Below are 25,104 nucleotides of genomic sequence, written 5' to 3' on the forward strand. Positions count from 1 at the left end.
TAAAAAGTGCGAGTTCTATTAGCGCCAATGGAGGGGGTTTTAGACCCCCTTGTGAGAGAATTACTCACTTCGATTAACGATTACGATCTCTGTATTACAGAGTTTGTACGAGTTGTAGACTCATTACTGCCAACGAAAGCGTTTTATCGCTTATGCCCTGAATTGCAGACAGAAAGCCGTACTAAAAGTGGAACTCTGGTGCGAGTGCAATTATTAGGACAACATCCACAGTGGTTGGCTGAAAATGCTTTTAGAGCTGTTTCTTTAGGCTCTTGGGGCGTTGATTTAAACTGCGGTTGTGCAAAGTTTATGTAGGGTAAACATATATTACTTAATAAATTGATTAAATAATTTTATACATATATGCTTAAATTTCACACTAATAATAGAGGTCTATTATGGAAAAAAAAGCATATATGAGATTAAATGCCTTTCTTGCAAAGGAAGATATAGAGTATGAAGATTTAGACCACTTTATAAATGAGCCAAGCTGTACAGTATATGATCTAAAAGACGATTGTAGTATCACTGGCCGTTTGTTTGTAAAAGCTCCTGAAGAAAAATCACCAATATGGAAAGATTTTTTAGAACTAGGAATTAATGATAGTCTTGATTACTTAATCAATAAATCTAGTTCAGCTGCATTATTAGTAGAAACATCTAATAGAGTATTGGCTTATACGTTTGGTTATGGACGGTTTTTGCTTGATCAAGATTTATTTATATCTGATTTTGGTATAAAGACAGCTTTAAATACCTTAGAGCACGATAGTTTAAAAAGTATTGATTTATTTAGTATAGAACGAGCACCAATACAGAAAAAAACACAAGCTACAGAAAATTCATCTATGGATATGTTTGGAGTTGATATATCTAGGGATATTTTGCGGTCTGTAACAGGTGTGCCTAAAGATGATGTTGGATTTAAGTTAATAACGGGGGGAGATTCAATATATTCTTTCAATATAGAACTGAATTTTAATGAGTTAAATGATATTTCAAATAAATTACTTGATTATTATGCAAATGACTCATATAAGTTACAATTTTCATGGGTGGATAATATTAAAAGGATAAAAGATGATGAGCTTAAGTCCATATTAGATGAAAAATTAAGATCTTTACTGTCCAATCACCAAATAGATAATATTTCAGTTACTATACCTGAAGTTATTTCATGGGATAATATCTCAGGTTTCAGTTTTACCAAAAGTAAAAATAATAAAAAACCAATATTAGATATAGCTAATTATATTCCAAATTTAGATGATGATTTTACAATTGAAATTCTCAAGAAACATAAGGTTTTTGTTTTTGATCAGAATGGTGATAGTACAAGTTATTCATTGTATAAAAGCTTATGCTGTGAAATAAGTGAAAATAATCAAGTTAATGTATTGTTTTCTGGGGAATGGTATGCTGTTAATGGTGACTTCATGGAAGATTTAAATCGTTCTCTTGATAGAATAAGTATATCTGGTTTAGAATTTCCAAAAGTTAATGAATATCTTGAAGGCTCAGAATTAAAAATAGAAACAGAAGGTGATTACAATACACGTGTATCAGAAAATTATCCCTACTATTTATTAGATAAAAAAACTATCAAAAGTCGTATTTCAACAACAGCAATAGAATTATGTGATTTATTAACAAATGATAAAAAATTTATTCATGTAAAGCATAAAAAAGGTGGCTCAGCTGGATTAAGTCATTTATTTGCTCAAGGATATGTATCTGCTGAGGCTATGTTATCAGATAGAGAGTTTAGGAAAAAATCACGAGAAGTATTACGAAGGGTATCTAATAATCTTTCTGATGTAGTTCCGCTAGATAATTTTAACTCAAGAAACTATGAGGTTGTTTATTTGATTTTAGGTGATGAAAATAATGTTGTTAAAGGTAAATTACCATTTTTCAGTAAAATTAACTTATGTAAAGCATATGATAATTTAACTCAAAGAGGTTTTACTGTTACAATTTGTGGTGTAGGTAAAGAAAGATTAAATGAAAATTAATCTATATTAATGTGGTAGTTTGCGAGAATTTATATGCGCGTGTTACTAGCTCCAATGGAAGGAGTCCTTGACTCTTTAGTTAGAGAACTTTTAAGCGAAGTAAATGATTATGACTTATGTATTACGGAATTTTTACGCGTAGTAGACAAATTACTTCCAGTAAAATCTTTTTATCGATTGTGTCCTGAATTATATAATCAGAGTTATACACCATCAGGCACTTTAGTTCGAGTTCAGTTACTTGGACAACATCCTGATTGGTTAGCAGAAAATGCAGTTAGAGCCATAGAGCTAGGATCGTATGGCATCGATTTAAATTGTGGATGTCCTTCAAAAATGGTGAATGGAAGTGGTGGTGGTGCGACATTGCTTAAATCTCCAGAGCTAATATATAAAGCGACTAAAGCAATACGTGATGCAGTACCTGCACACCTACCCGTAACAGTAAAGATACGCTTAGGATGGGATTCTAGCGTACAAAAATTTGAAATAGCCGATGCTGTTGAGCAAGGTGGTGCAACAGAAATTACGGTTCATGGGCGTACAAAAGAAGATGGCTATCGCTCTGAAAAAATTAACTGGCAAGCTATTGGAGAGCTTCGTCAACGGCTCTCTATTCCCGTTATTGCTAACGGCGAAATTTGGGATTACGAAAGTGCTCAAAGATGTTTAGAAGCTACGGGTTGTGATGCTGTCATGCTAGGAAGAGGAGCTTTAAATATCCCAAACCTTAGTAGAGTAGTAAAATATAATGAACCTAGAATGGCTTGGTTAGATGTAGTTAAATTATTACAGAAGTATGTACAATTAGAAAAAAAAGGTGATACAGGTATGTATCATGTTGCACGAATTAAACAATGGCTGGGTTATTTACGAAAAGAATATGATGAGGCCACAAGCTTATTTGTAGAAATAAGACAATTACAAACATCAAAAGAAATAGCTAAGACTATACAATCGTTATGAAATATAAATTTAATTCCATAGATGCAATGCTTTCCTATGATTTTTCTTATCAAATCATATATCTATGGAGTTGTTATTTTGTTGTTTTATAATATTTTTTTTGATTCTAATGAAATATTCCACATTTCCATAGATTGCTTCAATGTTTAATTATTAATAAATTTCAGTGGCAGTTCTGCTAAAAATAAATCATTAATAATATTTAACTTTTGTAATGATGGCATTATCTTTGGCAAGATAATTACAAGTAAATGAGGGTTTTTTAATAGTGGTTAAAACTAAAGATATTAATATTATACTTGATAATTCTATTCACCCTATAATGATTGAAGAACAATCAGAGAAAAATATCGAATCTCTGGAATGCCACATCAAAAATATACATCAATCAGTAACAATATCATTAAGTGGAAAAAGTGTAATATTAAGAGTTTTTAATAAAAATAATCAAAAAGAGATAGAATATCATCCTCAAAAAGATTTTGAACGGCTTTATTCTCATATAAATGGCGTTATTACGACAGAAAAAGGACAATACATAAGGCCATATACCAAAATTTGGTTAGGATCACAGAGAAAAAGAACTGCATTAAACGGTATAGAGTTTGATCCTAAAAAACTTCCGTTAAGTATTAATAATGAAGTTTTTAATATTTATCAAGGATTCGGGATAGAACCAGAATTTGGAGTAAAAAATGATGTACAACCTTGGCTTAAATTAGTAGAAATAATTTGTAATTACGATAAAAATAAAATGGATTATTTAATTAATTGGTTTGCCCATGCCATACAAAAACCAGAAGAAAAGCCAGGTGTTGCTATCGTGATGAGGTCGGGACAAGGTTATGGAAAAGGATCATTAATGAAGCCATTCTCATCAATTTTTGGTGTTCATTATATGCATTCAACAAATAGCAAAGACATTAGCAGTAATTTTAATTCAGTATTAGAAAATAAGCTTATGGTTTTCTTTGATGAGGCATTTGCTGGTACAAATCAAGCTACCGATACTTTAAAAGGATTGATTACAGAAGATAAATTACGAATAGAAAGAAAAGGTTTTGACACTTATTTTGTAGATAATTATATACGAATTGTTATGGCTTCTAACAGGGAAAATATTATTCGCTTCGAAAAGGATGAAAGAAGATATTTATATATTGATGTTCCCGAAAGTAATAAATTAACTTACAAAGAATTTGATGAATATTATTTATGGGAAAGAAATGGTGGTACAAATAAATTATTTGGCTATTTAAAAAACTTAAATATTAATAACTTTAATCCAAGAATAGCACCGAAAACAAATGAGCTAAATAATGCAAAAATGTATTCATTTAGTGGTTCTGAACAAATCATATTTCATATATTAAATGATGAAAATTCATTTAATGAGATTTTTATTCAGAATAAAAATTGGACTATGATTTATAAGCAAGCACTAAATTTATCACAAATTTATGGTGTAAAAAAAGAACTAATCAATGATATAGCATTAGGTAAATTATTAACTAAGTTAGGGCTTAAGAAAAAAAGGAAAAGAACATTAGAAGGGAGTACATATGAGGTTATTATTCCTTTTGAAGAAAACATAATGAACACAATGAGATTAAAATTTGAAGAAATAATGGGATTTGATATTGAGTGGTGCTCGTTAAATGAACACTTGGAGTCAGTGCCAAATGACTTAGGGGATGTTTTTGTTATATAAAGTAGTAAGAGTATTCTATATTACTCCTACTAACTATTAATATACTGTAGCTTTAAATATTAATATTAATATTTAAAAAAACTAATTTTTCTGATAAGTATCAAATAGTGTTGTAGCTTGGTTATATACTTCAGTATAACCAAAATTTTTAATTAGATTTGTAATAGCGGAGTTAATGATTTCCTTCTTATCAGACGATATTTTAGGTATGTTTAAGCGTCCATTTTTAAAAGATACTGAAAATTCAAATTTGTTTGCTCTTTTAATTTTGGAAAAAATTAATTGTCTTGATCTTGATGTTTTTAACCAAGATATAGCAGCATAATTTTCACCTATAGCAATGATTGCATTTTTATATTTACTTATAACTATTATCCAAAAAATTGGTGAAATTATTTGCATTTTTTTTATTATTTTTTGTTGAGAATTAAAATCTATGGATTTTCTATAAATAGAGGGTATTTCATTATAAGCTTTAGCATAAACTATTTCAATTTTCTTTTGATGTGTTCTAGTTTCAGTATTTCTAGCTTCAACATAAAATTTATTTAGATTATAATTAATTTTAATTTCAGGATTGGAACTTGGATTTTTTTTAATTAGCATAAAAAAGCCTTATTAGATATTAGATATTAGATATTAGATATTAGATATTAATATTTATACTGGATATAAAATAGGTATGGGCTTCAGCCCAGTGGCGCTAGCCACTATTTTAATAAGAAATAACGAGGGCAGATACTGCCACGATGAGAGATTGATTGACGCACTTCGTGCGGCGAGCAAGCTCGCATTTTTGTTATGAGGAACGAATTACAAAAATAATTCAGGATATCCAAGTGGTACATCCTGAATTCTAACTAATATATAGAAGGTCTTTTTATATAATAAAAACAACTAATTAGTTATTAACTTATACCAAAAAAGTTCATTTTTATAACTAAAAAATGAACTTTTTATACCAAAACTTATACCAAGAAAATAATTCTTATCAAGAACGCCAGTTTTCCATGAGTGTTTTAAAATCTAATAACTCCCACTTATTTTTCCAAATTTTTAAATATGGTATATCAGAAGATGAAGGTGGTTGAGATGTGATATCTATTTTAACTAGTGATGGTAGAATTGTTGCATCACCCATTAATAATGCTTCCCCAGTTTGTAGAGATGATAAATTTGATGTCAAATTACCAAATGTATCAGGTAATATTCGTCTTATATAATTCTGGTCATCAGGGTTAGTTAATCTCATAGCAATAAAATTGCTACATTGTGAAAATATAGTTTCTGATATTTCAGATGGACGTTGGCTCGCAAGCAGTAAAGTTACACCATACTTTCGTCCTTCTTTGGCAATTCTTTCTATAGAGTTTTTTGATGCTTTAAATCTAGCTAATTCACTTTTTGGAACATATTTATGAGCTTCCTCAAGTACAAGTAAGATCGGAATGTCATGTTTCTTATTATTTTCATTATTAATACTTTTTTTATGATAATATCCGAAGTCAAATAATATTCTTGATATTAATGATACTGTTATACTTAACACTTCAAATGGAATTCCACTTAAATCTATAATAGTTACATTGGATTCTTTTTTTTCTTTATAGCCGATAAACTGTTTAATTGTGTCTTCAAAAGATATATCTTTTAGTTCTTTACTAAATAAAAATTTTAATCGATCTTGTTTGTATTTTGATATAAATCTAGATACAAATTTATCTAATGTACCATCAGCATATATTCCTTTTGTTACGTGACTATTTTTACAATGTCTAAAGCTATATGTCTTTTCAAAATATTTACTAAGTTTATCTTCATACGATAGATATAATCCTGATATCTCAGTTGTTGTACTATCTAGTGAGTCTCCTTCTTCATCAGCAATCATGTAACGATCTACGGCTTTAGAGTTTACTGTTTCATTTTTAAGGTTAATTAGACAATTTAATACCTCTTCTATATCGAACTTTAATGGACTATCATAAAACACTTTATTCACATTCGGATTGTGCTTTTTTTTATTTTGTGTAATGACATTTCTTAGTACAGAAGATTGATTATAATTATTATTATCACCAGTATCTAGAAATAGCTCCTCAAGTTCTTCACTATTAAGTAGCCAATAAGGCAAAACAATATCATCTACATTCAATTTATGAGCTAAAGGAAATGCTGACGAATATTCTCCATGTATATCAAATATTATTATGTGTGAGTTATTCATGCCACTATAAGTAGTAGATTTTTCAGAAATGGCTTTTTGTAGTATAGTCGCTACAGTATGTGATTTACCTGAACCAGTGGATCCTACAATACCTATATGTTTATTGAAAAACTTATCACCATCAACAGGAACAGAAACCCCTCCATTATGAGATAATCTTGAAAAGGTAAACGCTTCTTTATTTTTCAATCCATGTTTGTAAATACTTTCAATCTCACTAATTTTCGCAGGCTCAACTTTTTTGGGTGGAATTGCAATAGAATCGCCACCTCTATAGAAAATATGGTCTTTAATTACTCCTAGTGGGCTTGATTCAATTATATATTTTCTATTTCCATTTTCTTTAACTTCAATTGAAAAACTATCAATAACAGCAATTAATACAACATCATCACTATCTGCAATTCTAAGATAAGACCCCACTTTTAAATGTTCTTCTGCCAATCGAAATGATTCTAAATCATCAATAGATACTTTTACTTTGTCAGGGTATACAGATATCACTTCTGCATTTAAGTTCTCAGTCATTTTATTAAATCCTGTATATAGGTAAGATCTTCAATTTTTATCTGAACATGTTTATGCGTATCATTATGAAAATAGGTTTTATTTAAATAAAATTGGTATATTTCAATAGTAGGACCTGAATATGTATCAATTAATTCTTTTAATTCTTCTAATGTATTAATGTATCTAAATTTTATTTTGTTTTCTTTTGTTGGTATTGTATAAAAATGGTTTAATGAGATAGTTGAACCATAAAATGGGTAAGGGTCAATAAAAATGTTATTCTCTTTATATATAATATTTTTTAATTCTATTATTTTATTGATCGTTAATCCATGAATATAAATTGATGGGCAATATTTTTTGCTTTCTCTATTAGAAACTTTAGACCATTTATTAGATATACTTAATATAATATGTTTAATCTGTACTAAGTCTACACTATTATTACAATCTAATAAGAAAAATCGATTAAATGGTTCCATATTTAAACCATTGGATAAATATTGTTTTTTAACGGATTTTATATAATTTTCTCTACCTTTTCTTTTTATAAACCAAGAGTGAAATATCTCATCCTTTGCTTTTATTTTATTCAGGAATATTTTTTTTGTAATATACCTATCTTTTTTATTTTGTTCTTGTGCTAAATTTTTAATTGTTTTTAATGCGGAATTATAATGATATAAATCCGCTTCTAAGAATGTCACACCTAATTCTTTAATTATTAAATCAATTATTTTTTTATATTGGTCTTCAAATGATGGTGCATATATATCAATAGTTAATTTTTTTAGGAATAAAATCAAATCATCATCTGTTAATTTAAGTTCCTCATGGATATAATGTGTTGTTTTTTTGTTGGTTTCATTTTTTTTATAGGTTAAGAAATTTTTTTTAAGATTATCGATTGAAACTTCTGATAGTTTATTTTGTCCTGATTTAAAGTAACCATATAGTTGATATTTAATATTTTTTGTTTTATTGTTAGAATAATGTTTTAACATTAACTGAATAGGTTTCTTTATTACAGAGTGATTATATTCTGTCTTGGCATAATATTTACATTGAATAGCGTCAGTTTTACCATTCAATACTATATCCAGATCTTCTATTCCTTCAATACAAATAGATGTATTTATATCTTCTTGTTGTAATAATTCTAAAATGACTTTATCAAATTGATAAAAATATCCAGTAATGGTATCTGTTGCTTCTCTATTAGACATTTTAGCTTAATCCTAAAAATTTATTAATAAGAAAAATCTAGCTACATCAATTCATAATAATTATTTTACATGTAGTATATGCTATGAATTGCTCTTATAAAAGTCATAGGAATTATCTAAATGCATTTTTATCTATATTTTATTCCAAGTATTAAATAAAATTAATATTTAATATTGCTTGATGTGATTATTTTTCATTGATTAAGTTTTTAATTTTATTAATTAGTTCTTTTTTATTATTTTCAGTTAATAGTGAATATGTGATTATTATCTCAGCTAGTTGGCTATCATCGGTATAAAAGAATGGTACAGGTATATTAAGTACTTTCGCGAGTTTCATTACTGTGTTGAAATCTGGTGTATGCTTGCCTTTTTCATACTGATTCATGCGTGCGCTAGCTGAAGCCTCATCAATACCAGCCAAAATTCCTAGTTTTTCTTGTGATAGGCCTGCCATTAATCGAGCCTCTTTTAGTCTTTTCGTGATCATATAAACCTCAGTCAAATGCTTTTGACTAAGATTTTCTTAGTTTTTGGTATACTTTTTACTAAGGATTACTTAGTATTGTATTGTGAGGTAAGACTAGTGATATTGTATCAGTTGTGTGTTGTCTACCGAGTAACTGGTGTTACTCGGTAGACAACGATAAAAATTGAAGAGGAAGTAGTTATTATGAATGATAGTAAAGAAAAAAAAGATGATAAGGTAATATTTGATCCTTTATTGTGGTACAAAAATGCCTGTGCTATTTTCGGTTTTTTGATTATAGTTGGATTTATAATATCTTTATTAAGACCTACTGGATTAGATATTGGCTTTATCCATTTTGGATATAATAGAATTTTTGGACTTTATTTTAGATTGGATATTTAAATAAGGATTAATATCATATGTCCATAAAGAATTATAGAACAAAGGCACTTAAACAATTAATACTAGTCTCTTTTCTTACATTAAGCTTTAATACTTATTCTGCTAGTTTTAATTGTAGTAAAGCTCAAACAACTATAGAAGAAATGATCTGTAAAACAGAGGTTTTGAGTAATTTAGATTCTAGCATGGCATATTTATATAAGGAAAAAAAAGATAATAGATTAATAGAATTACAAAAGGTATGGCTCAGTAATGTTAGAAATAAAGCAACTACAGTTGATGAATTGACTGTTTTATATTCAGAAAGAATTAAATTTTTATCAGAATATAATCCAGAAAAATTGAAAATAAATAATCAATCATCTAATAGGAATAGTGATAAACTAAAATTATCTGATTTTTATTCAGATTCTATCGTAGTTAATGGTTTTTCATACTCAACAAAATATAAAGACCTAGATAAAACTAATTATATATTGAAATGTACAGAACTAATGATGATTGATTTAATGAATATTTGGAAAAAAGATGCAATTAAAAATAATCATTTATCAGAATATAATAGGCTGAAAAATAATATATATAATGGACTTTGGAATGCGACATCAGATAGATTAGAGAGACAATTTTCTGATCCAAGGATGAAAGCAACCTGTGATCTGTTGATCAATAAGAGTTATTAATTATATTGATTAACGAGCCAATATTTTTCTAAGAGTTGTTCTTGAAATATTAATTTTCATAGAAGATAAGTATTCAAGCATAATACGTTCAGATGCATTATTGGATATCTTATCTTCTAATATATTCTTTATTTTTTTGTAACGCATTTCAGCTATATTTTTTCTTTCTATTGATTTTTTAGATATGGCATCTTTAATTTTATCATTTTTATATCCATATTTTTTTCCTTTAAGTTTACCATTATTGAATCCGTCTTTTATTCTTTCTGCAATACGTTTTCTTTCAAAGGTTGCAACGGATGCCATTATTGTTAAAATCATCTCTCCTATTGGTGTTGAAACATCTAAAGCTATATCTAATACTTTTAATGTTACATTTTTTCCTTTTAACCATTTTATAGTATTTAAACAATCTGCTGTATCTCTGAAACCTCTATCTAACTTTGCAATGACAATAACATCACCTGATTTTAATATTGAGACCATTTTTTTTGCTTCAGGTCTTTTAATGAATGGAGTAGAACCTGAAATATTAATATCTGAATATGTTTTATCAAATTTTAATTGTGCTTCTATTATAGAAATTTGATTATCTGTAGTTCCTATCTCATTATCAGCTTTTGATACTCTAGTATAAGCATAAATAGTCATTTTTGTTCGTACTCTATTTTTATTTTATCTTCGAGCATTTTAGTATATTCTTCTGAAGTATAAGTTTTTCCATTTTTTTTTATTGTTCTATTTTGAGGTATTACTTCCATATCGTCAATCTTATCTCCTAATACTAAAGTTTTTCTTACTCCACTCTTAAATGTAATTTGTATAGTGAAATCTCCTTTTTCAATTGGAATGCTTTCCCCAGATGGAAGTATTATTGAACTTTCTTTTCCCCATACTCCATATTGAAATACATATATAGTTTTTACTGATATTCTAATTAGTTCTCTCAGTTTTAGAATATTTTCTTCATTATATGATTCTAGGTTTGTTTTTATTTCTCTCCATTTTTTTATTAATTCTTCTTTATTATCAGATAAAATATCTAAATCTAACTTGTTTATATTGTATTCGATTTCTTTTTTTCTATTTTCAGCCTCATTTAATGAGACTATAATAGCCGGACTAACATGACCTTCAGATATAAACTTTACGTAGTTATTGATTTTTTTATTTAATTCGTGTAATTCTAATTTATATTCAGATAGTTTTAATTTAGAAGCATTGGATGTTGGTTCTAAAAATGATAAATCAATGTGCTGACTACAATATTCAGCTATTGCATGTTCAACAATAGAGGCTCTAAATGTGCTTGTAATACAATGTGTTCCATTATGGTTAGAATTACATCGTACTCTTCTTAATCCATCGACTATCTTTCCATTTCTTCTTGTTGATTGAGATACCAATACTCCATAACAATAACCACAGTACGCTTTTCGTATTCCTGTTATAGCTGATGATATTTTCCCGCCTCTTGTTGGCGCTCTTAAATTTAAGTTTTCTTGTATTACGGCAAATTTTGATTTATTTATAATTGCTGGATAATAATTATCCATTATATGTAAAGTATTATCTATATTATATTGTCTCTCTCCATATAATGATGGAGATCGAAGTAATTTCTGCAAATATGCTGGATACCAGTTTTTTCCAGCAAAAGGTTTAATATTATCATTTAAATGCTGGGTTAATTTACTTATTCCTAGTCCCGATAGATACTTTTCTATTATATATAAAATTACTTCAACTCTTTCAGGAATTAACTCTAATATATCTTTTTCCTTGTTATGTTTAATCCAATATGGAAGTTTGCTTGAGACTATTTTCTTATTCCGGATATTTGCTTTTATAGCCTCTTTAACTCTTTTACTTTTTGTTTCGCTTTCCTCATTTGCTCTGATCATTATCATAAGGCTGTACATAAGATCAAATGGGTTTTCAGTGACTGATTTTAAATTATAAGACCTATTATCCATTGCTGTTACAATAGTGATACCAGCGCTGATGATTTCTGAGAAAATTGCTTGTGCTTTAATTGCAGTTTGACGTGATAAACGATCGAAGCTTTCAATAATTAATGTACTGCCATTTGGTATATATTCAGAATGAACCAGCTCAAGAAATTTACCCAGAGCGCCATTTTTTAGATTATCACCTTTATAAGCACTAACGCCAAAATCGTTAAAGCTGAGGTCTTCTACTAATGTTAGATTATTTAGCTTGCAGTAATTTTTGGCAAATTCCATCTGGCGTCGGTGACTATCACCTCTGGCTTGTTCGGGGGTACTAAATCTGACATAAGAGTAACAAAGCATATAATCTCCTTATAGGTATACTATCTTAAACTCTAAAATATGTACATTAATCCAGTTTTTTTTGTACTCATTAATTTTTATTCTTAAAATACTCAGTATTTTTTCACATAATTTGAGTAAATAAAAATATTTACCCTACATAAACTTTGCCTGCCCTTCAAAAACGGTTAATGGCAGTGGTGGTGGAGCTTCACTTTTAAAACAGCCAGAAACGATTTATCAAGCTACAAAAGCGATGCGTAATGCTGTACCTTTAGAATTGCCAGTATCTGTTAAAGTGAGACTAGGTTGGGATTCTTCAGCGTATAGCCATGAAATTGCAGATGCCGTGGCACAAGGTGGTGCAACAGAAATCACTGTTCATGGCAGAACAAAAGAAGATGGTTATAGCGCGGAAAAAATCAATTGGCAGGCCATTGGTGAGATCCGCCAAAGACTCTCTATTCCTGTGATTGCTAATGGTGAAATTTGGAACCGTGAAGACGCATTAGCCTGCTTAGCCACAACAGGTTGCGATGCGATAATGATTGGTCGTGGTGCAATGAATACCCCTAACTTAAGCCGAGTTGTAAAAGGCATAGAAGCTAGAATGCCATGGTCAGAGGTTATCCAACTATTAAAGCGCTATGTTCGTTTAGAAAAGCGCGGTGATACGACGATTTATCATGCATCACGTATTAAGCAGTGGTTTAGCTATTTACGCAAAGAGTATCCAGAAGCCGATGAGTTATTTAGGCAAATTCGAACACTAAAAACCTCGCCAGAAATCGCTGTAGCAATAGAAGCGTTGTAATTTAAAAATCATCTCATTTGATAAAAAAATAGTGCTAATTAATCAGCGCTATTTTTTTGTTTGCTAAGTCATAATCTTTCTGTTTATCTTAAATATAATGTTACTTATCTCCAATAATTGGAAAAAATAACTATTTCGACTTACACTCAATAAGTGACATTTTTAGGTATGTTGTTTATATCATGACTATTTTTAGGGGGAAATATGGGAATTATTGCTTGGATTATCTTTGGTTTGATCGCGGGTATTTTAGCGAAATTCTTAATGCCTGGCTCTTATGATATTGGTCTGATATGGACTTGTATTCTGGGTATTGTCGGTGCCGTTGTGGGTGGTGCAATTAGTAGCTTCTTTGGTAAAGGTAAAGTAGACGGATTTAATTTTGGCAGCTTTGTAGTTGCGGTTATTGGTGCCATTGTTGTGCTCTATCTTGCAAAGATATTTGCAAGTTAATACTTTCACGCCAAACAGAGAGTGATAATAAACCCGCGTAATGCGGGTTTACTTTTTTAAGGCAAAAGCTGATTAAATTAGCATTCACAAGGGAGGGCACTTTCAGCGCCCCATTGCGCCCAAGAGCCGTCATAAAGTGCAATAGATTGGCAAGCGAGTACCGTTAACGCTAAAAATAAAATAGCTGCTGTCATGCCTGAGCCACAAGTAACAATGATTGGCTGTGATAAATCCACGCCTGCTTGCTCAAATATTTGCTTCAGTTCCGCATTATCTTTTAATTGCCCATCAGTCACTAATTCATTCCAAGGTACATTTTTACTGCTGGGAATATGTCCACTGCGCAAACCAGGGCGAGGTTCTGGTGCTCTACCATAAAATCTGTCTGCCGAACGAGCATCTATCATCTGTTTTTGCTTGGTATTGAGATTATCAAGAAGCTGTTGTTTATTGGCATAACGTTGAGTATGACGCTCAACCACAAAAGGCGAAGTTGCTGGCGTAGCAATGACTTCACCTTGTTGGATTTCAAATCCAGCATCAATCCAAGCTTGTAATCCACCCGCTAAAATACGCACATTGCGACAACCTAATGTCGTGAATGTCCACCAGCCTCGTGGCGCTGAAAATAAATTACCTTGATCATAAATAATGACAGTAGTGGTATTAGAAATACCTAATTGCGTCAACGTTTCTGAAAATAGTGCATCAGAAGGTAACATATGGGGGAGTGGCGTGGTTTTATCGGCGACTTCATCAAGATCAAAAAAATGCGCATGTGGAATATGACGTTCAAGATAAAGTGCTGAATAGTCAATGTTTTGTGTTGGCATCGGCGCACTGACATCAAGGATCACAAGGTCGCTATCATTTTGATGTTCAAATAGCCATTGGGGCGTGACAAAGTAATCATATTCCATAGTGCAACCTCATTTATTTTGTTGAAGGTGAGCTGTCGGGTATTGCTGGAAATTGTTGTGTTGGCGATGTTTCAGGTTGAGCTTGTTTGTTTTCTATTGGTGTAGTTGAACGGGTATAAATATTTAATCCCGCAAGGAAAACGCCACCGATAGAGCCAAAAGCAAGTAGTGCGATAACAACGATAATTATTTTTTTCATAATGTTCATTTGCAGATGAATGTTGCGCAAAAGTATATCGAGATATGAGGTTGAAACAAGCGCTAAGTCTCCAGATTGAGGAAAAATACAGAATAAAGGAGAGGCGTTCTATCGCGTTAAATAGGGTGAATAGAGATGTAAAAAAGGCTATTTACCTTTATAAATAGCCTTAATTACAGTACAAGTTGTGTTAATGATTTCAATCAAAGGTTACAGTCAATGATAAGAAAAACCCCTTAAACTCAGGAGTAAATGAGTTTAAGGGAAAGGGGTAACGCAACTTAAGACTTCATTTAAAATACAACTTAATTTTTACGAGTAAAGGAACCAGAATGTCATTGCTAAGTTCACAATGGCTGCCACAGCCATAGGAATAGCGGTTCGTTTAACTATTTGGAATGGTGAAACATTCGCAATACCTGCAATGGCGACGATGGCTGCGGTAATCGGTGAAACAGTACGACCAAAGCTTGTCATAATTTGCATAGGTAGAATTAAGGTAATGACATCCACTTTTAAGAAAGCCGCAATTTTCGGTGTTAAGGCTGCAAATGAGAAGAATGCAGCATTACCAGAGCCCATTAAGAATGCCGCTAAGGCAAGAATGGCACTCATCACAAGGATCATGGCGACAACACCGAAACCTGCATCTTGAGCAGAGCTAATAAGTGTATCGACTGCACCACTTTTTAATAAACCATTAGCAAAAAACTCACCCGATACAATTAACGATACCACTAAGACAAATTGCTTACCCATTCCTTCAAAAAACAGCATAAAGCTATTCATTACGGCCTTTGCATCACGTAAACGAACATATTCAAAGAGAAGTGCAATCACTGTACTGATAACCATAGCTGTGGTGACTTCTAATTTAATATAAGGGTGTAATAAAGGACTAAAGCCAATAATGAGTACCAAAGGGATCACGGGTAATAAGGCATAAGACAGTGGAATTTTGTTTCCTTCTTCTTTAACTGCATCAATTGTTGTTGGGTCAAAAACAAATCCTTCACGTTTATCCCACCAGCGTTGAATAAAGAAATGGGTAATCGCAACAGCAATAATAATAGGAATAGTAATAGGCAACTGGTGCTGAACAAAATAAACGGCAGGTTCAATATCCGCAGTTTTTGCTGCCATAATGACGTTACCAGAGCCAGGACCATGGTCGATAAACTGGCAGCATCCAATAACCGCTAAAGCAGAAAGTGGGCTAATGCCAGAACGAATTAATATCGGATACATGGTGACCATTAATAGCATTCCCAAACCAGCATGACTTGGAATAAAAATAACCAAGATTTGGGTAACTAAAAATGAAATAACCAAAAGTAAATAAGGCGATTTAATTGCTTTTAAAGGTTTTTCAAAAATGGCAAATAAAGCACGGCTTGCGCCAACGTGTTCCATATAACGAGAGAAACCCGCAATAGCCATTAATGTTAAGCCCAGTCCCGCTAAGCGAGAACTCATAATATCCGTAAAGATTTGGAAAATATCAAAATACTTAAATTGCGTTGATTTATTTTCTGGTAGTAACGGATTAAGATCGAGAGAAGCAGTTAGGAGCAGTAGCAATAAGCCCCCGAGTAATAATACTGGCTGAGGTTTATAACCTCTAGCCAGTAGATAAACCACCAACGCGGTTACCAGCGCGGCAATGATTAAACCTGTCATAGTAAATTCCCTAGTAGTGACGCAATAATATTGTTGTTATTTATTTAATGCTGAGAACGCTTGTGTAATGTCTGCAATTAAATCCTCAGTTGCTTCAAGCCCGATATGTAAACGAACAAAAGGACCGTGGCCTTCATGCCAATCAGAAGCACTTCTTGCTCCCGCAACATTTGCAGGTAAAGCAAGGCTTTCGAATCCACCCCAAGATGCACCAATACCAAAAAGTGTAAGAGCATCAATAAATTGTTCTGATTGTTTGGCGGTATAACCTTGTTTAAATTCAATGGTTAATAAACCGTTGCTGCCTTTACAATCACGTTTCCATAAATCATGACGAGGGTGATTAGGTAATTCAGGGAACCACACTTTTTCAACTTCAGGACGTGTTTCTAGCCATTGCGCAATAGCAAGAGCAGATTTGCCATGAGCTGCAATACGCTGTCCCAGTGTTCTCATACCACGAAGCACTAATGCCGCATCATCAGGGCTGCTGGCTTGACCTAATGCTTCAGGCAATGCACCAATTTTTTCCCATGCTTTTTCATTCGCAACCATAATTCCCATCATCACATCAGAGTGGCCGCATAAATATTTAGTCGCTGCAATAACTGAGACATCAGCACCTAATTCCAGCGGGTTATAAAGCCATGCAGAGCCCCAAGTATTATCAACACCAACAGGAATATTTCTTTCATGCGCAATACGGCAGATTTCAGGTAAGTCGAGCATTTCATAAAGTAATGAACCCGGTGATTCGACAAAAATAAGCTGTGTATTGTCTTGAATTTTTTGCTCAAAATCTGAACCATCTGTTTTAAAGAAGCTATAAGCAATGTTATTGGGTTCAAGAAAAGCAGAGGCAATTTTACGCACGGGTTCATAAACAGAATCTGCAAATAAAACATGACCACCACTGCGTGCATATCCCATAATGGTCACAGCGATAGCTGCCAATCCAGTAGGGAACAGTTGAGCGCGATGGCCACCTTCTAGCTCAGTTACTAAAGCTTCCAGTGCAAAAGCGGTTTCAGTACCACGAGCGCCGTAACTCAATACGCGCTCTGTTGCACGACGATCACGGACATCACGCCAGCTTTTAATAGAATCAAAAACAATGGTGCTGGCTCTCATAACGGGTGGATTAACTGGACCTGAGGTTTTAATTTCTTGGCGTCCACTGTGTATCAGTTTTGTTTGTTTATTTTGTTTCATTATTAATATCTCCAAATATAGAAATAGAGTTCCCCGGTAATTAAATAAAACCTTTAATTACTTTTTTCTCTGCGCTTATTCTGTTTCTATTATTTATAACAAACTTATTTATTTTTAAAATAGCTCTTTTTAAAAAAAGATGATCTTCATCTAATTTTTTAGCATTAATTATTCTAATTAAATCTTAAATAACATTTAAGATTCAAAAGTTATAACTAATAAATAAAGAGTTATTTATAACATATTGAATTAATGTTATTTTTTGATTGATTAGAAATTTTTTAATTTAGATTAAAATTATCAAAGTGTTTTTTTAGAGATTATATTGCATAAATAAAATAACAATCTAACAAGTCGTTTGATTAAAAAAACGATTTTTTTATTATTCTTTTAACAGGGGAAATAATTATGGGAACCAGCGTTTTTGATTCGGTTTTATTAAAGAATTTATGGTCAACAGAAGAAATGAGAACTATTTTTTCTGATAAAACGAGAATGCAAAATTGGCTTGATTATGAAGCGGCATTAGCCATAGAACAAGCAGAATTAGGGTTGATCCCAAAAGAGGCGGCAAACGTTATTGCAGACACCGCAAAGCTTGAAAAGCTCGATATGGATTATGTATTAGAACAAGTGCGTTTGACTCGCCATCCATTAGTGCCAACTATTCGTGGTTTAGAACATGCTTGCCCTGAACATTATGGTGAATATGTTCACTTTGGACCAACCACACAAGATGTGATTGATACAGGTCTTGTACTGCAACTTAAAGATGCTCATCATACTTTCCTTCGTGATATCAAAATATTAGGTCGTTCATTATTATCATTAAGTGAAAAACACCGAAATACTCCAATGGTAGGGCGCACATTAGCATTACAAGCACTGCCAATCACTTTTGGTCATAAAACTGCAATTTGGTTAACAGAATTAGCCCGTCATTATCAACGTCTTAAAGAAATTGAACCACGTTTATTTGTGGGAAGTGTCGTCGGAGCGGTGGGCACAAAAGCCTCTTTAAGTGATAAGGCTGATGAATTAGAAGCGCGTGTATTAAAACGTTTAGGTTTAGGTGTGCCTGAAATTTCATGGCAACCTGCACGTGATAGATTTAGCGAATACGGCATGTTGATTGGCTTAATTAGCGGTACATTAGGTAAAATTGCCAATGAAATTTTGATATTAGCACATAACGAAATTGATGAATTATCAGAGCCTTTCAGCAAAGGACAAGTCGGTTCTTCAACGATGCCTCATAAACGCAATCCAGCTATTGTTGAAAATGCCGCTTGTGTTAGCAATACCTTAAAAGCAAACCTTTCTGTTTTAACCGATATGATGAAACATCAACACGAGCGTGATGGTGCAATCTGGAAAATGGAATGGAAAATCATGCCAGAACTGTGTCTGATGCTGTCTGTTATTTTTGATAATATGAAAACAGTATTAGGCGGGTTAAATGTTCATGTTGAAAAAATGCGCAAAAATATGGATATTTTGGGTGGCTTTATGCTGGCTGAACGCGTGATGTTTGCATTATCTGATAAAGCAGGTAAACAAACGGCACATGAAATTGTGTATGAAGCATCAATGTCAGGGCAAGAAGAGGGCATTACCTTCGTAGAAGCAATTAATCGTGATACACGTATTCGTGATCATATTACGCAAGAAGAACTTGATGCTTTGTTAGATCCAACGACTTATGTGGGTAATGCACCAGCTCAGGTTGATCGCGTTGTCGCACAAACCAAAGCCTCTGGCTGGTTAAATGACTAAGTGAATTAATTACCTCCAACCTTCTTATTATCTAAAAGCCGGTGATATTGCTGGCTTTTTCTTATCAATTTCGAGGTGTTTATGACATTGAGTCAGCAGTTAGCCCAATTTATTACCACAACCACATTTTCTGATTTACCTGCTCAAGTTGTTAGCCGAGCTAAAATTCATTTATTAGATACATTAGGTGTCGCTTTGGCTGGCAGTGTGCAGCAAAGTGCAATTCAAGGGCGACAAGGCGTTGCTTTTTTACCTAATAGCCAAGGTGATATCCCTATTTGGGGAAGTTCACAAACGGCAAGTACAACCGTGGCAGCTCTTGCCAATGGAATTGCAGCACATGCTTTAGATTTTGATGATACACATACCGATTCCATTACACATGGTAGTGCAGTATTAACACCGATTGCTTTTTCATTGGGTGAATCTATCGGTGCATCATCACAAGATATTTTAACGGCGTGGGTGATTGGCTGGGAAGTCGCGGCAAGAGTAGGCTTAGCAAGCCATAGTGGATTTCATCAGCGTGGTTTTCATGCCACCGCAATTGCTGGTATTTTTGGCGCAACGGCTTGTGCCGCTTCGCTATTAAAATTGACGCCTGAACAAACTGTGAATGCATTAGGGTTAACAGGAAGCCAAGCAGCAGGAGTAGCTGAATATCTTACTAATAGCTCATCTTCTAAATGCTTTCATGCGGGATGGGCTGCACAATCAGGTATTATCGCCGCATCATTAGCAAAAGGTGGAATGACAGGCCCTGAAACAATATTTGAAGGTCGGTATAGCCTTTATCAAACCCATGGTATTCGAGAGCAAGCGCAACCAGAACAAGTTGCATTGGGATTAGGTGAAGTATGGGAATTTTTAAATGTTTCTATTAAGCCTTATCCGGTGTGCCATTTTGCTCATGCAACGGTTGATTGTGGGCGTAATTTGCTGAAAAAAGGGATCACCGCTGATGATATCGAGAGTGTCGAGTGCGTTGTCGATCCAGTAGCTGCTGCTTTGATTTGTGAGCCACCTGAAACAAAATGGGCACCTCAAACAGCTTATGGCGCTAAATTTAGTTTACCGTGGTTATTTGCTGCGGGTTTTTTAGATAATGCATTAACACTATCTTCATTATTACCTGAAAACCTCCAACGGGAAGATATTCAATCGTTAGCGAAGCGTGTAAGTTATCGTTATCCCGAAAAAGGAGAAATTCCATTTCCTACTTATTTTCCCGGGTTAATTTTCGTGACATTAAAAAATGGCGAAAAGATCACGGAGAGATTAGATATTCAGTATGGTAACCCGAAGAATCCAATGACAGATAAAGATGTGATCAGTAAGTTTTACGATAATGCATCTTTGGTGATAGAAGCTGAACAATCGGCACAATTAGTTGAGAAAATACTGCATTTCGACAATGTAACTATTTCAGAAATAACACAATTATTACGTGTTAAAAAATAGAAGGTTAAGCTGAAATAGTATAAACAAGATTATTGTGTGAAGGATTGGTTTTATCTGCCAATCCTTTATCTATTGTCTTGCACACATAAATTCAGATGTACAAACTATCTTTTCCCCAATTTTCACCGTACCTGAAAAGCTAACAATAGTGCGTCGCTGTCGGCGAAATTGGATCTCAATAACTAGCTGATCGCCTGCTTTTACCGCATCATAAAACCGAGCATTCTTTATGCTGGCAAAATAACATTGCTGATCCTCACTCATAGGTGAAAGGTAGTAATGTGCAAGAATGCCCGAAGCTTGAGCCATGCTTTCAAGAAGTAATAAAGGTGGGTAGAACTCGCCAAAAACAACGGTGTCATTGGTTGTGACATTTTTGATGGCGGTTAATTTGCCACTGGCAAGCTCAGTTGGCTCAGAAATAACGCGATCAATTAATAAGAATGGATAACGATGAGGCAATATTTCCATTATTTCACTGATGGAAATGGGCATATATTTTCTCCTCGTTATGATGATAGAACAAATAGGCTTTTTACAATAAAGGTGGCTATTATTCCATTCTTATTCAATATGGTACAGTATTGAGCTATGTTTTAGCTAAGAAATTTGGGTTAAGTGGATAACAAAGACCAGAATAGGAAAAATCCAGTCTTTGTTACTTCTCATTTTTTGATGAGTTATCGAAATAATTTATTTTTTTGGTTATTCTTGTTGTAGCGTGATATCTGCATGATTAATCACTTCATTTTGTTCATTTTTCAATGAATCAAACAGAATTTGTGCCGCTTTCCCTGGGCTATTAGAATTAAAATAAAGGTTATAACGGATCGCAGGTAAAGCAGGTAAACCTTCTTTTTCGCCTAATATACGTAAATCATCACCTGAAAGCTCAATTGAACGCGCCATAATCCCTAAACCAGCTCGTACTGCCGCTCTTGCACCAGAAAGTGTGGTTGCAATATAAGCAATTCGCCAACGAATACCTTGCTGATCAAGATGATTTATCATCATATCGCGGTAAGTGCTTGGCTCATCAAGCACCACGAGAGGTAACGGCTCATCAAGATCAAATCTAAAATGTTTTCCGCAATACCATAATGAAGGTGAAACGCGTAATACGATTTTAGGATAACCCACATGCTCTTCAGTAGAGATGGCTAAATCTAGCTCATTGTTTTCTAACATAGACATTAAAAACGGACTACGTTTAACAATAATTTCCATAATTAAGCGAGGATAAGCGCCTGAAAAACGAGCGAGAAGTTCAGGTAAAATCGTGTTTGCGGTGTCATCGGGAGAACCAATTTTTAAAATGCCGTCAATCTCTTCATGCATTAGTGAAAGGCATGCCTCATCGTTAAGGCGTAAAATACGGCGAGCGTAATTAAGCAGTTGTGTACCCGCTTCTGTCAGTGTTTTATTTCGACCTTGGCGAGCAAATAGCTCTTTTCCAAGTAGAGACTCCAGTCGTTGCATCTGTTGGCTAACGGCGGATTGTGTTCGGCAAACGGATTCCGCCGCTGCAGCAAAGGTATTTCCATCGACAACGGCGACAAAGGTTCGAAGTAAATCAAGTTCTAAGTTAAAAATAGGGCGTTTTGCGGAAGTCATTATAGATATCTCTTAACTGGTGTTGTTGTGCTTAATAAAACAAAAGAAAAATATTTTTATAAGACTATTTTGGATGTTACTCATACTATGAAGAGTTGAATGAATAATCCATAACAAAGAGCAATAATTTCGAGAAGTTATCCATTCTTTGATGAAAAAGAGAGTAAATAAAGGTAACTACTGATTTTTATACAGTGTTATGAGACAATGACGCCTTTCTTAAAATCAGTTACAGAGTGGTTATGTCCCTTTCTCAATCCGTTAAAAATCAAATAAGTCAGTGGTATAAAGCCCTACCAGAGCATATTGAAGGGTTTATTCCGCGTGCCCCACAGCGTGAAATGATTGCTGAGGTAGCTAAGACTTTTTCTGATGAAATGGGGCGCCATCTTGTTATTGAAGCCCCTACTGGGGTGGGTAAAACACTCTCTTATCTTATTCCGGGGATTGCAATTAGTCGTGATGAGAAAAAACCATTGATAATCAGTACGGCGAATGTGGCACTGCAAGATCAAATTTATAGCAAAGATCTGCCATTACTTAAAAAAATCATTCCTGATCTTACGTTCACGGGCGCTTTTGGTCGTGGCCGCTATTTATGCCCTCGCAATTTAGATGCGATTTGTGCCACTGAAGGCGAGCAAATCGACTTAATGTTTTTGCTTGAAGATAAAGTGGATGTGGCGACCAGTGCAGAAAGAGAAATTTGCCAAGAGCTCAAAAATGATTTCACTAGTTTCGGCTGGGACGGATTACGCGATCACCATAAACGAGCATTAACCGATAGTTTATGGCGTAAAATCAGTACGGATAAAATGAATTGTTTAGGGCGTAATTGCCAATATTATCATCGTTGTCCTTTTTTTATTGCGCGCCGTGAAATTGATGAAGTCGATGTGGTTATTACCAATCACGCTTTAGTCATGGCAGCAATGGAAAGTGAATCCGTGTTACCTGATGCTAAAAATCTGCTTTTGGTACTTGATGAAGGGCATCATATTCCTGATGTTGCGCGAGATGCACTTGAAGTCGAAGGGGAAATAACCTTAGTTTCCCTTAATAATCAGCTTGATAATATCACTCGTCATGTTAGTCAGTATTTAGCGCAATTTATTCCTGTAAGACCGCCTAAATTGGCTGATCCTATTCGTTTTGATGCTCATATTGCTAAGTTACGTGAAGCCTATCAAGAGGTTGATACATTCACGCGAGCACTATTACCAGAACGTAGTGAACAAGATGAATATCTCTTCCCGTTAGGTGAATTACCTGAACAACTTCTGTTAAGTTGCCAGACATTATTTAAGCTAACGGATGGTTTAAAAATGCTGGGCGAAGCTATTTTAAACGATTTAACAGAACGGACAGCGAAAGAAGATGTTGTGCGTTTACATCGTGCCATTTTAACTACCAGTAGGATGGTGGGTTATTTAGAAAATATGGCGAAACTTTGGCGCTTAGCCACATTAGAGCAAACCTCAAAAGCACCAGTATCCAAATGGTTAACTCGTCGTTACGATAAAAAACAGTCTCATCTCTATTTTCATTGTGCTGGCATTCGGGTTAGTGAGCAATTGACGCAATTATTATGGAAAAATATTCCTCATGTGGTTATTACGTCTGCAACATTACGTTCATTAAATAGCTATTCTCGTATTCAAGAATTGACGGGATTAAGCGAGCAATTTGATGATCGCTTTATTACGTTGTCTTCGCCTTTTGAGCATCAAAAGCAAGGCAAACTCGTGATCCCCAAAATGCACTATGAGCCAACTATGCACCATGAACGTGAGCATTTAAAAGAGATGGCTCGTTATTTTCGCCAAGAAATGGAAGAGAATAATCATCGAGGGCAATTGGTTTTATTTAGCAGCCAACGTGCAATGGATGGTTTTTTAGAAGAAGTGAAAGATTTGCGTTTATGCTTATTAGTACAAGGGGATCAGCCACGCTATCGATTAGTTGAAACACATTGCAAGCGTATTGATGCGGGTGATAATAGTGTATTAATTGGCTTACAATCTTTTGCTGAAGGTCTAGATTTAAAAGGTAATTACTTAACGCAGGTACATATCCATAAAATTGCCTTTCCTCCAGTGACTGATCCAGTGATTGTAACTGAGGGAGAGTGGTTAAAATCACTCAAACGTTATCCTTTTGAAGTGCAAAGCTTACCCAGTGCATCGTTTAATTTAATTCAGCAAGTTGGGCGCCTTATTCGTAGTCATCACTGTCATGGTGAAATTGTCATTTATGACAGACGTTTATTAACAAAAAACTACGGTTCACGCTTATTAACTGCACTGCCAGTTTTTCCAATTTATCAACCAGATATGCCTAAAGAGAAGTGATTTTCTATTATATTATAGAGATTTTACTTTTGTTAGTGATTTATGCTTCTCTAACTTACTTTGATATATTTATTAATGTGTTATTAATAAATATAGGCTATTTACTATAAGTTTTTAT

The 25,104-nt window shown here is 33.4% G+C and carries 21 protein-coding genes and 2 pseudogenes; 11 read left to right on the top strand and 12 right to left on the bottom strand.

Annotation, left to right across the window (positions count from 1 at the left end; all coding sequences use genetic code 11):
• Window positions 1-6: 6 nt before the first annotated feature.
• The 4 genes and pseudogenes from JEP36_RS15685 to JEP36_RS17885 form a co-directional block, all read left to right on the top strand.
• Window positions 7-300: pseudogene (locus JEP36_RS15685) on the top strand (tRNA-dihydrouridine synthase); the annotation flags it as partial.
• A gap of 98 nt (window positions 301-398) precedes the next feature.
• Window positions 399-2,015, top strand: a complete 1,617-nt coding sequence (locus JEP36_RS15690) for a TIGR04141 family sporadically distributed protein (protein WP_198630447.1) — start codon at window positions 399-401, stop codon at window positions 2,013-2,015.
• 33 nt (window positions 2,016-2,048) lie between these two features.
• Complete coding sequence (gene dusC / locus JEP36_RS15695; protein WP_171455275.1) at window positions 2,049-2,981, top strand: tRNA dihydrouridine(16) synthase DusC; 933 nt, start codon at window positions 2,049-2,051, stop codon at window positions 2,979-2,981.
• Between the two features lie 268 nt (window positions 2,982-3,249).
• Window positions 3,250-4,692 (top strand): primase-helicase family protein, encoded by a 1,443-nt coding sequence (locus tag JEP36_RS17885; protein ID WP_159287532.1) that lies wholly within the window; start codon window positions 3,250-3,252, stop codon window positions 4,690-4,692.
• Between the two features lie 81 nt (window positions 4,693-4,773).
• On the opposite strand, the gene JEP36_RS15705 is transcribed toward JEP36_RS17885, so the two are convergent.
• The 4 genes from JEP36_RS15705 to JEP36_RS15720 all read right to left on the bottom strand — a co-directional run bounded on the left by JEP36_RS15705 (window position 4,774) and on the right by JEP36_RS15720 (window position 9,145).
• A complete protein-coding gene (locus JEP36_RS15705) occupies window positions 4,774-5,298 on the bottom strand; it encodes a hypothetical protein (RefSeq protein WP_159287533.1) in 525 nt (174 codons plus the stop codon).
• 385 nt (window positions 5,299-5,683) lie between these two features.
• Window positions 5,684-7,447: an anti-phage-associated helicase HerA gene (herA, locus tag JEP36_RS15710; RefSeq protein WP_159287534.1), complete on the bottom strand. Its 1,764-nt coding sequence runs from the start codon at window positions 7,445-7,447 to the stop codon at window positions 5,684-5,686.
• Window positions 7,444-8,655, bottom strand: coding sequence for a DUF4297 family anti-phage-associated protein (locus JEP36_RS15715; protein ID WP_171455276.1), 1,212 nt, complete (start codon window positions 8,653-8,655; stop codon window positions 7,444-7,446). Before JEP36_RS15715 ends, herA begins: the two co-directional genes overlap by 4 nt.
• A 187-nt stretch (window positions 8,656-8,842) precedes the next feature.
• The gene (locus JEP36_RS15720; RefSeq protein WP_159287537.1) at window positions 8,843-9,145 is read right to left on the bottom strand and encodes a helix-turn-helix domain-containing protein; all 303 of its coding nucleotides are present in this window, start codon (window positions 9,143-9,145) and stop codon (window positions 8,843-8,845) included.
• Between the two features lie 183 nt (window positions 9,146-9,328).
• On the opposite strand from JEP36_RS15720, the gene JEP36_RS15725 reads away from it, so the two are divergent.
• Window positions 9,329-9,529 (top strand): hypothetical protein, encoded by a 201-nt coding sequence (locus JEP36_RS15725; RefSeq protein ID WP_159287538.1) that lies wholly within the window; start codon window positions 9,329-9,331, stop codon window positions 9,527-9,529.
• 17 nt (window positions 9,530-9,546) lie between these two features.
• The gene (locus tag JEP36_RS15730; protein WP_198630448.1) at window positions 9,547-10,212 is read left to right on the top strand and encodes a hypothetical protein; all 666 of its coding nucleotides are present in this window, start codon (window positions 9,547-9,549) and stop codon (window positions 10,210-10,212) included.
• 9 nt (window positions 10,213-10,221) lie between these two features.
• On the opposite strand, the gene JEP36_RS15735 is transcribed toward JEP36_RS15730, so the two are convergent.
• Both JEP36_RS15735 and JEP36_RS15740 read right to left on the bottom strand, forming a co-directional pair.
• Complete coding sequence (locus JEP36_RS15735) at window positions 10,222-10,863, bottom strand: recombinase family protein (protein ID WP_159287540.1); 642 nt, start codon at window positions 10,861-10,863, stop codon at window positions 10,222-10,224.
• The gene (locus JEP36_RS15740) at window positions 10,860-12,527 is read right to left on the bottom strand and encodes a recombinase family protein (protein WP_159287541.1); all 1,668 of its coding nucleotides are present in this window, start codon (window positions 12,525-12,527) and stop codon (window positions 10,860-10,862) included. Before JEP36_RS15740 ends, JEP36_RS15735 begins: the two co-directional genes overlap by 4 nt.
• A gap of 139 nt (window positions 12,528-12,666) precedes the next feature.
• Between JEP36_RS15740 and JEP36_RS15745 the strand changes: the two are divergent.
• Window positions 12,667-13,320, top strand: a pseudogene (locus JEP36_RS15745) (tRNA-dihydrouridine synthase); the annotation flags it as partial.
• 204 nt (window positions 13,321-13,524) lie between these two features.
• Window positions 13,525-13,773: a GlsB/YeaQ/YmgE family stress response membrane protein gene (locus JEP36_RS15750; RefSeq protein WP_075672760.1), complete on the top strand. Its 249-nt coding sequence runs from the start codon at window positions 13,525-13,527 to the stop codon at window positions 13,771-13,773.
• A 77-nt stretch (window positions 13,774-13,850) separates the two neighbouring features.
• Here the strand turns inward: JEP36_RS15750 and sseA are convergent, their stop codons facing one another.
• From sseA to metC, 4 genes are all read right to left on the bottom strand, one after another.
• A complete protein-coding gene (gene sseA / locus JEP36_RS15755; RefSeq protein WP_198630449.1) occupies window positions 13,851-14,693 on the bottom strand; it encodes a 3-mercaptopyruvate sulfurtransferase in 843 nt (280 codons plus the stop codon).
• A gap of 13 nt (window positions 14,694-14,706) precedes the next feature.
• Window positions 14,707-14,892 carry a hypothetical protein gene (locus tag JEP36_RS15760; RefSeq protein ID WP_100159496.1) on the bottom strand — a complete coding sequence of 62 codons (186 nt, stop codon included), beginning with the start codon at window positions 14,890-14,892 and terminating at the stop codon, window positions 14,707-14,709.
• A 312-nt stretch (window positions 14,893-15,204) separates the two neighbouring features.
• Entirely contained in the window at window positions 15,205-16,572 is a 1,368-nt protein-coding gene (gene dcuC / locus JEP36_RS15765; RefSeq protein WP_109373446.1) for a C4-dicarboxylate transporter DcuC, read from the bottom strand.
• Window positions 16,573-16,608: 36 nt separating this feature from the next.
• Window positions 16,609-17,784 (bottom strand): cystathionine beta-lyase, encoded by a 1,176-nt coding sequence (gene metC / locus JEP36_RS15770; protein WP_198620447.1) that lies wholly within the window; start codon window positions 17,782-17,784, stop codon window positions 16,609-16,611.
• Window positions 17,785-18,192: 408 nt separating this feature from the next.
• Between metC and purB the strand changes: the two genes are divergently transcribed.
• Window positions 18,193-19,560, top strand: coding sequence for an adenylosuccinate lyase (gene purB / locus JEP36_RS15775; protein WP_160230094.1), 1,368 nt, complete (start codon window positions 18,193-18,195; stop codon window positions 19,558-19,560).
• Between the two features lie 81 nt (window positions 19,561-19,641).
• Window positions 19,642-21,021 (top strand): MmgE/PrpD family protein, encoded by a 1,380-nt coding sequence (locus tag JEP36_RS15780; protein ID WP_198630450.1) that lies wholly within the window; start codon window positions 19,642-19,644, stop codon window positions 21,019-21,021.
• Window positions 21,022-21,090: 69 nt separating this feature from the next.
• Here the strand turns inward: JEP36_RS15780 and fabZ are convergent, their stop codons facing one another.
• Window positions 21,091-21,516 carry a 3-hydroxyacyl-ACP dehydratase FabZ gene (gene fabZ / locus JEP36_RS15785; protein ID WP_198620449.1) on the bottom strand — a complete coding sequence of 142 codons (426 nt, stop codon included), beginning with the start codon at window positions 21,514-21,516 and terminating at the stop codon, window positions 21,091-21,093.
• Window positions 21,517-21,726: 210 nt separating this feature from the next.
• Window positions 21,727-22,635, bottom strand: coding sequence for a LysR family transcriptional regulator (locus tag JEP36_RS15790; RefSeq protein ID WP_109373451.1), 909 nt, complete (start codon window positions 22,633-22,635; stop codon window positions 21,727-21,729).
• A gap of 242 nt (window positions 22,636-22,877) precedes the next feature.
• On the opposite strand from JEP36_RS15790, the gene dinG reads away from it, so the two are divergent.
• The gene (dinG, locus tag JEP36_RS15795; protein ID WP_198630451.1) at window positions 22,878-24,986 is read left to right on the top strand and encodes an ATP-dependent DNA helicase DinG; all 2,109 of its coding nucleotides are present in this window, start codon (window positions 22,878-22,880) and stop codon (window positions 24,984-24,986) included.
• The last annotated feature ends 118 nt before the right edge of the window (window positions 24,987-25,104 follow it).

This window comes from Proteus sp. PR00208, assembly GCF_016238545.1.
Lineage (GTDB): Bacteria > Pseudomonadota > Gammaproteobacteria > Enterobacterales > Enterobacteriaceae > Proteus.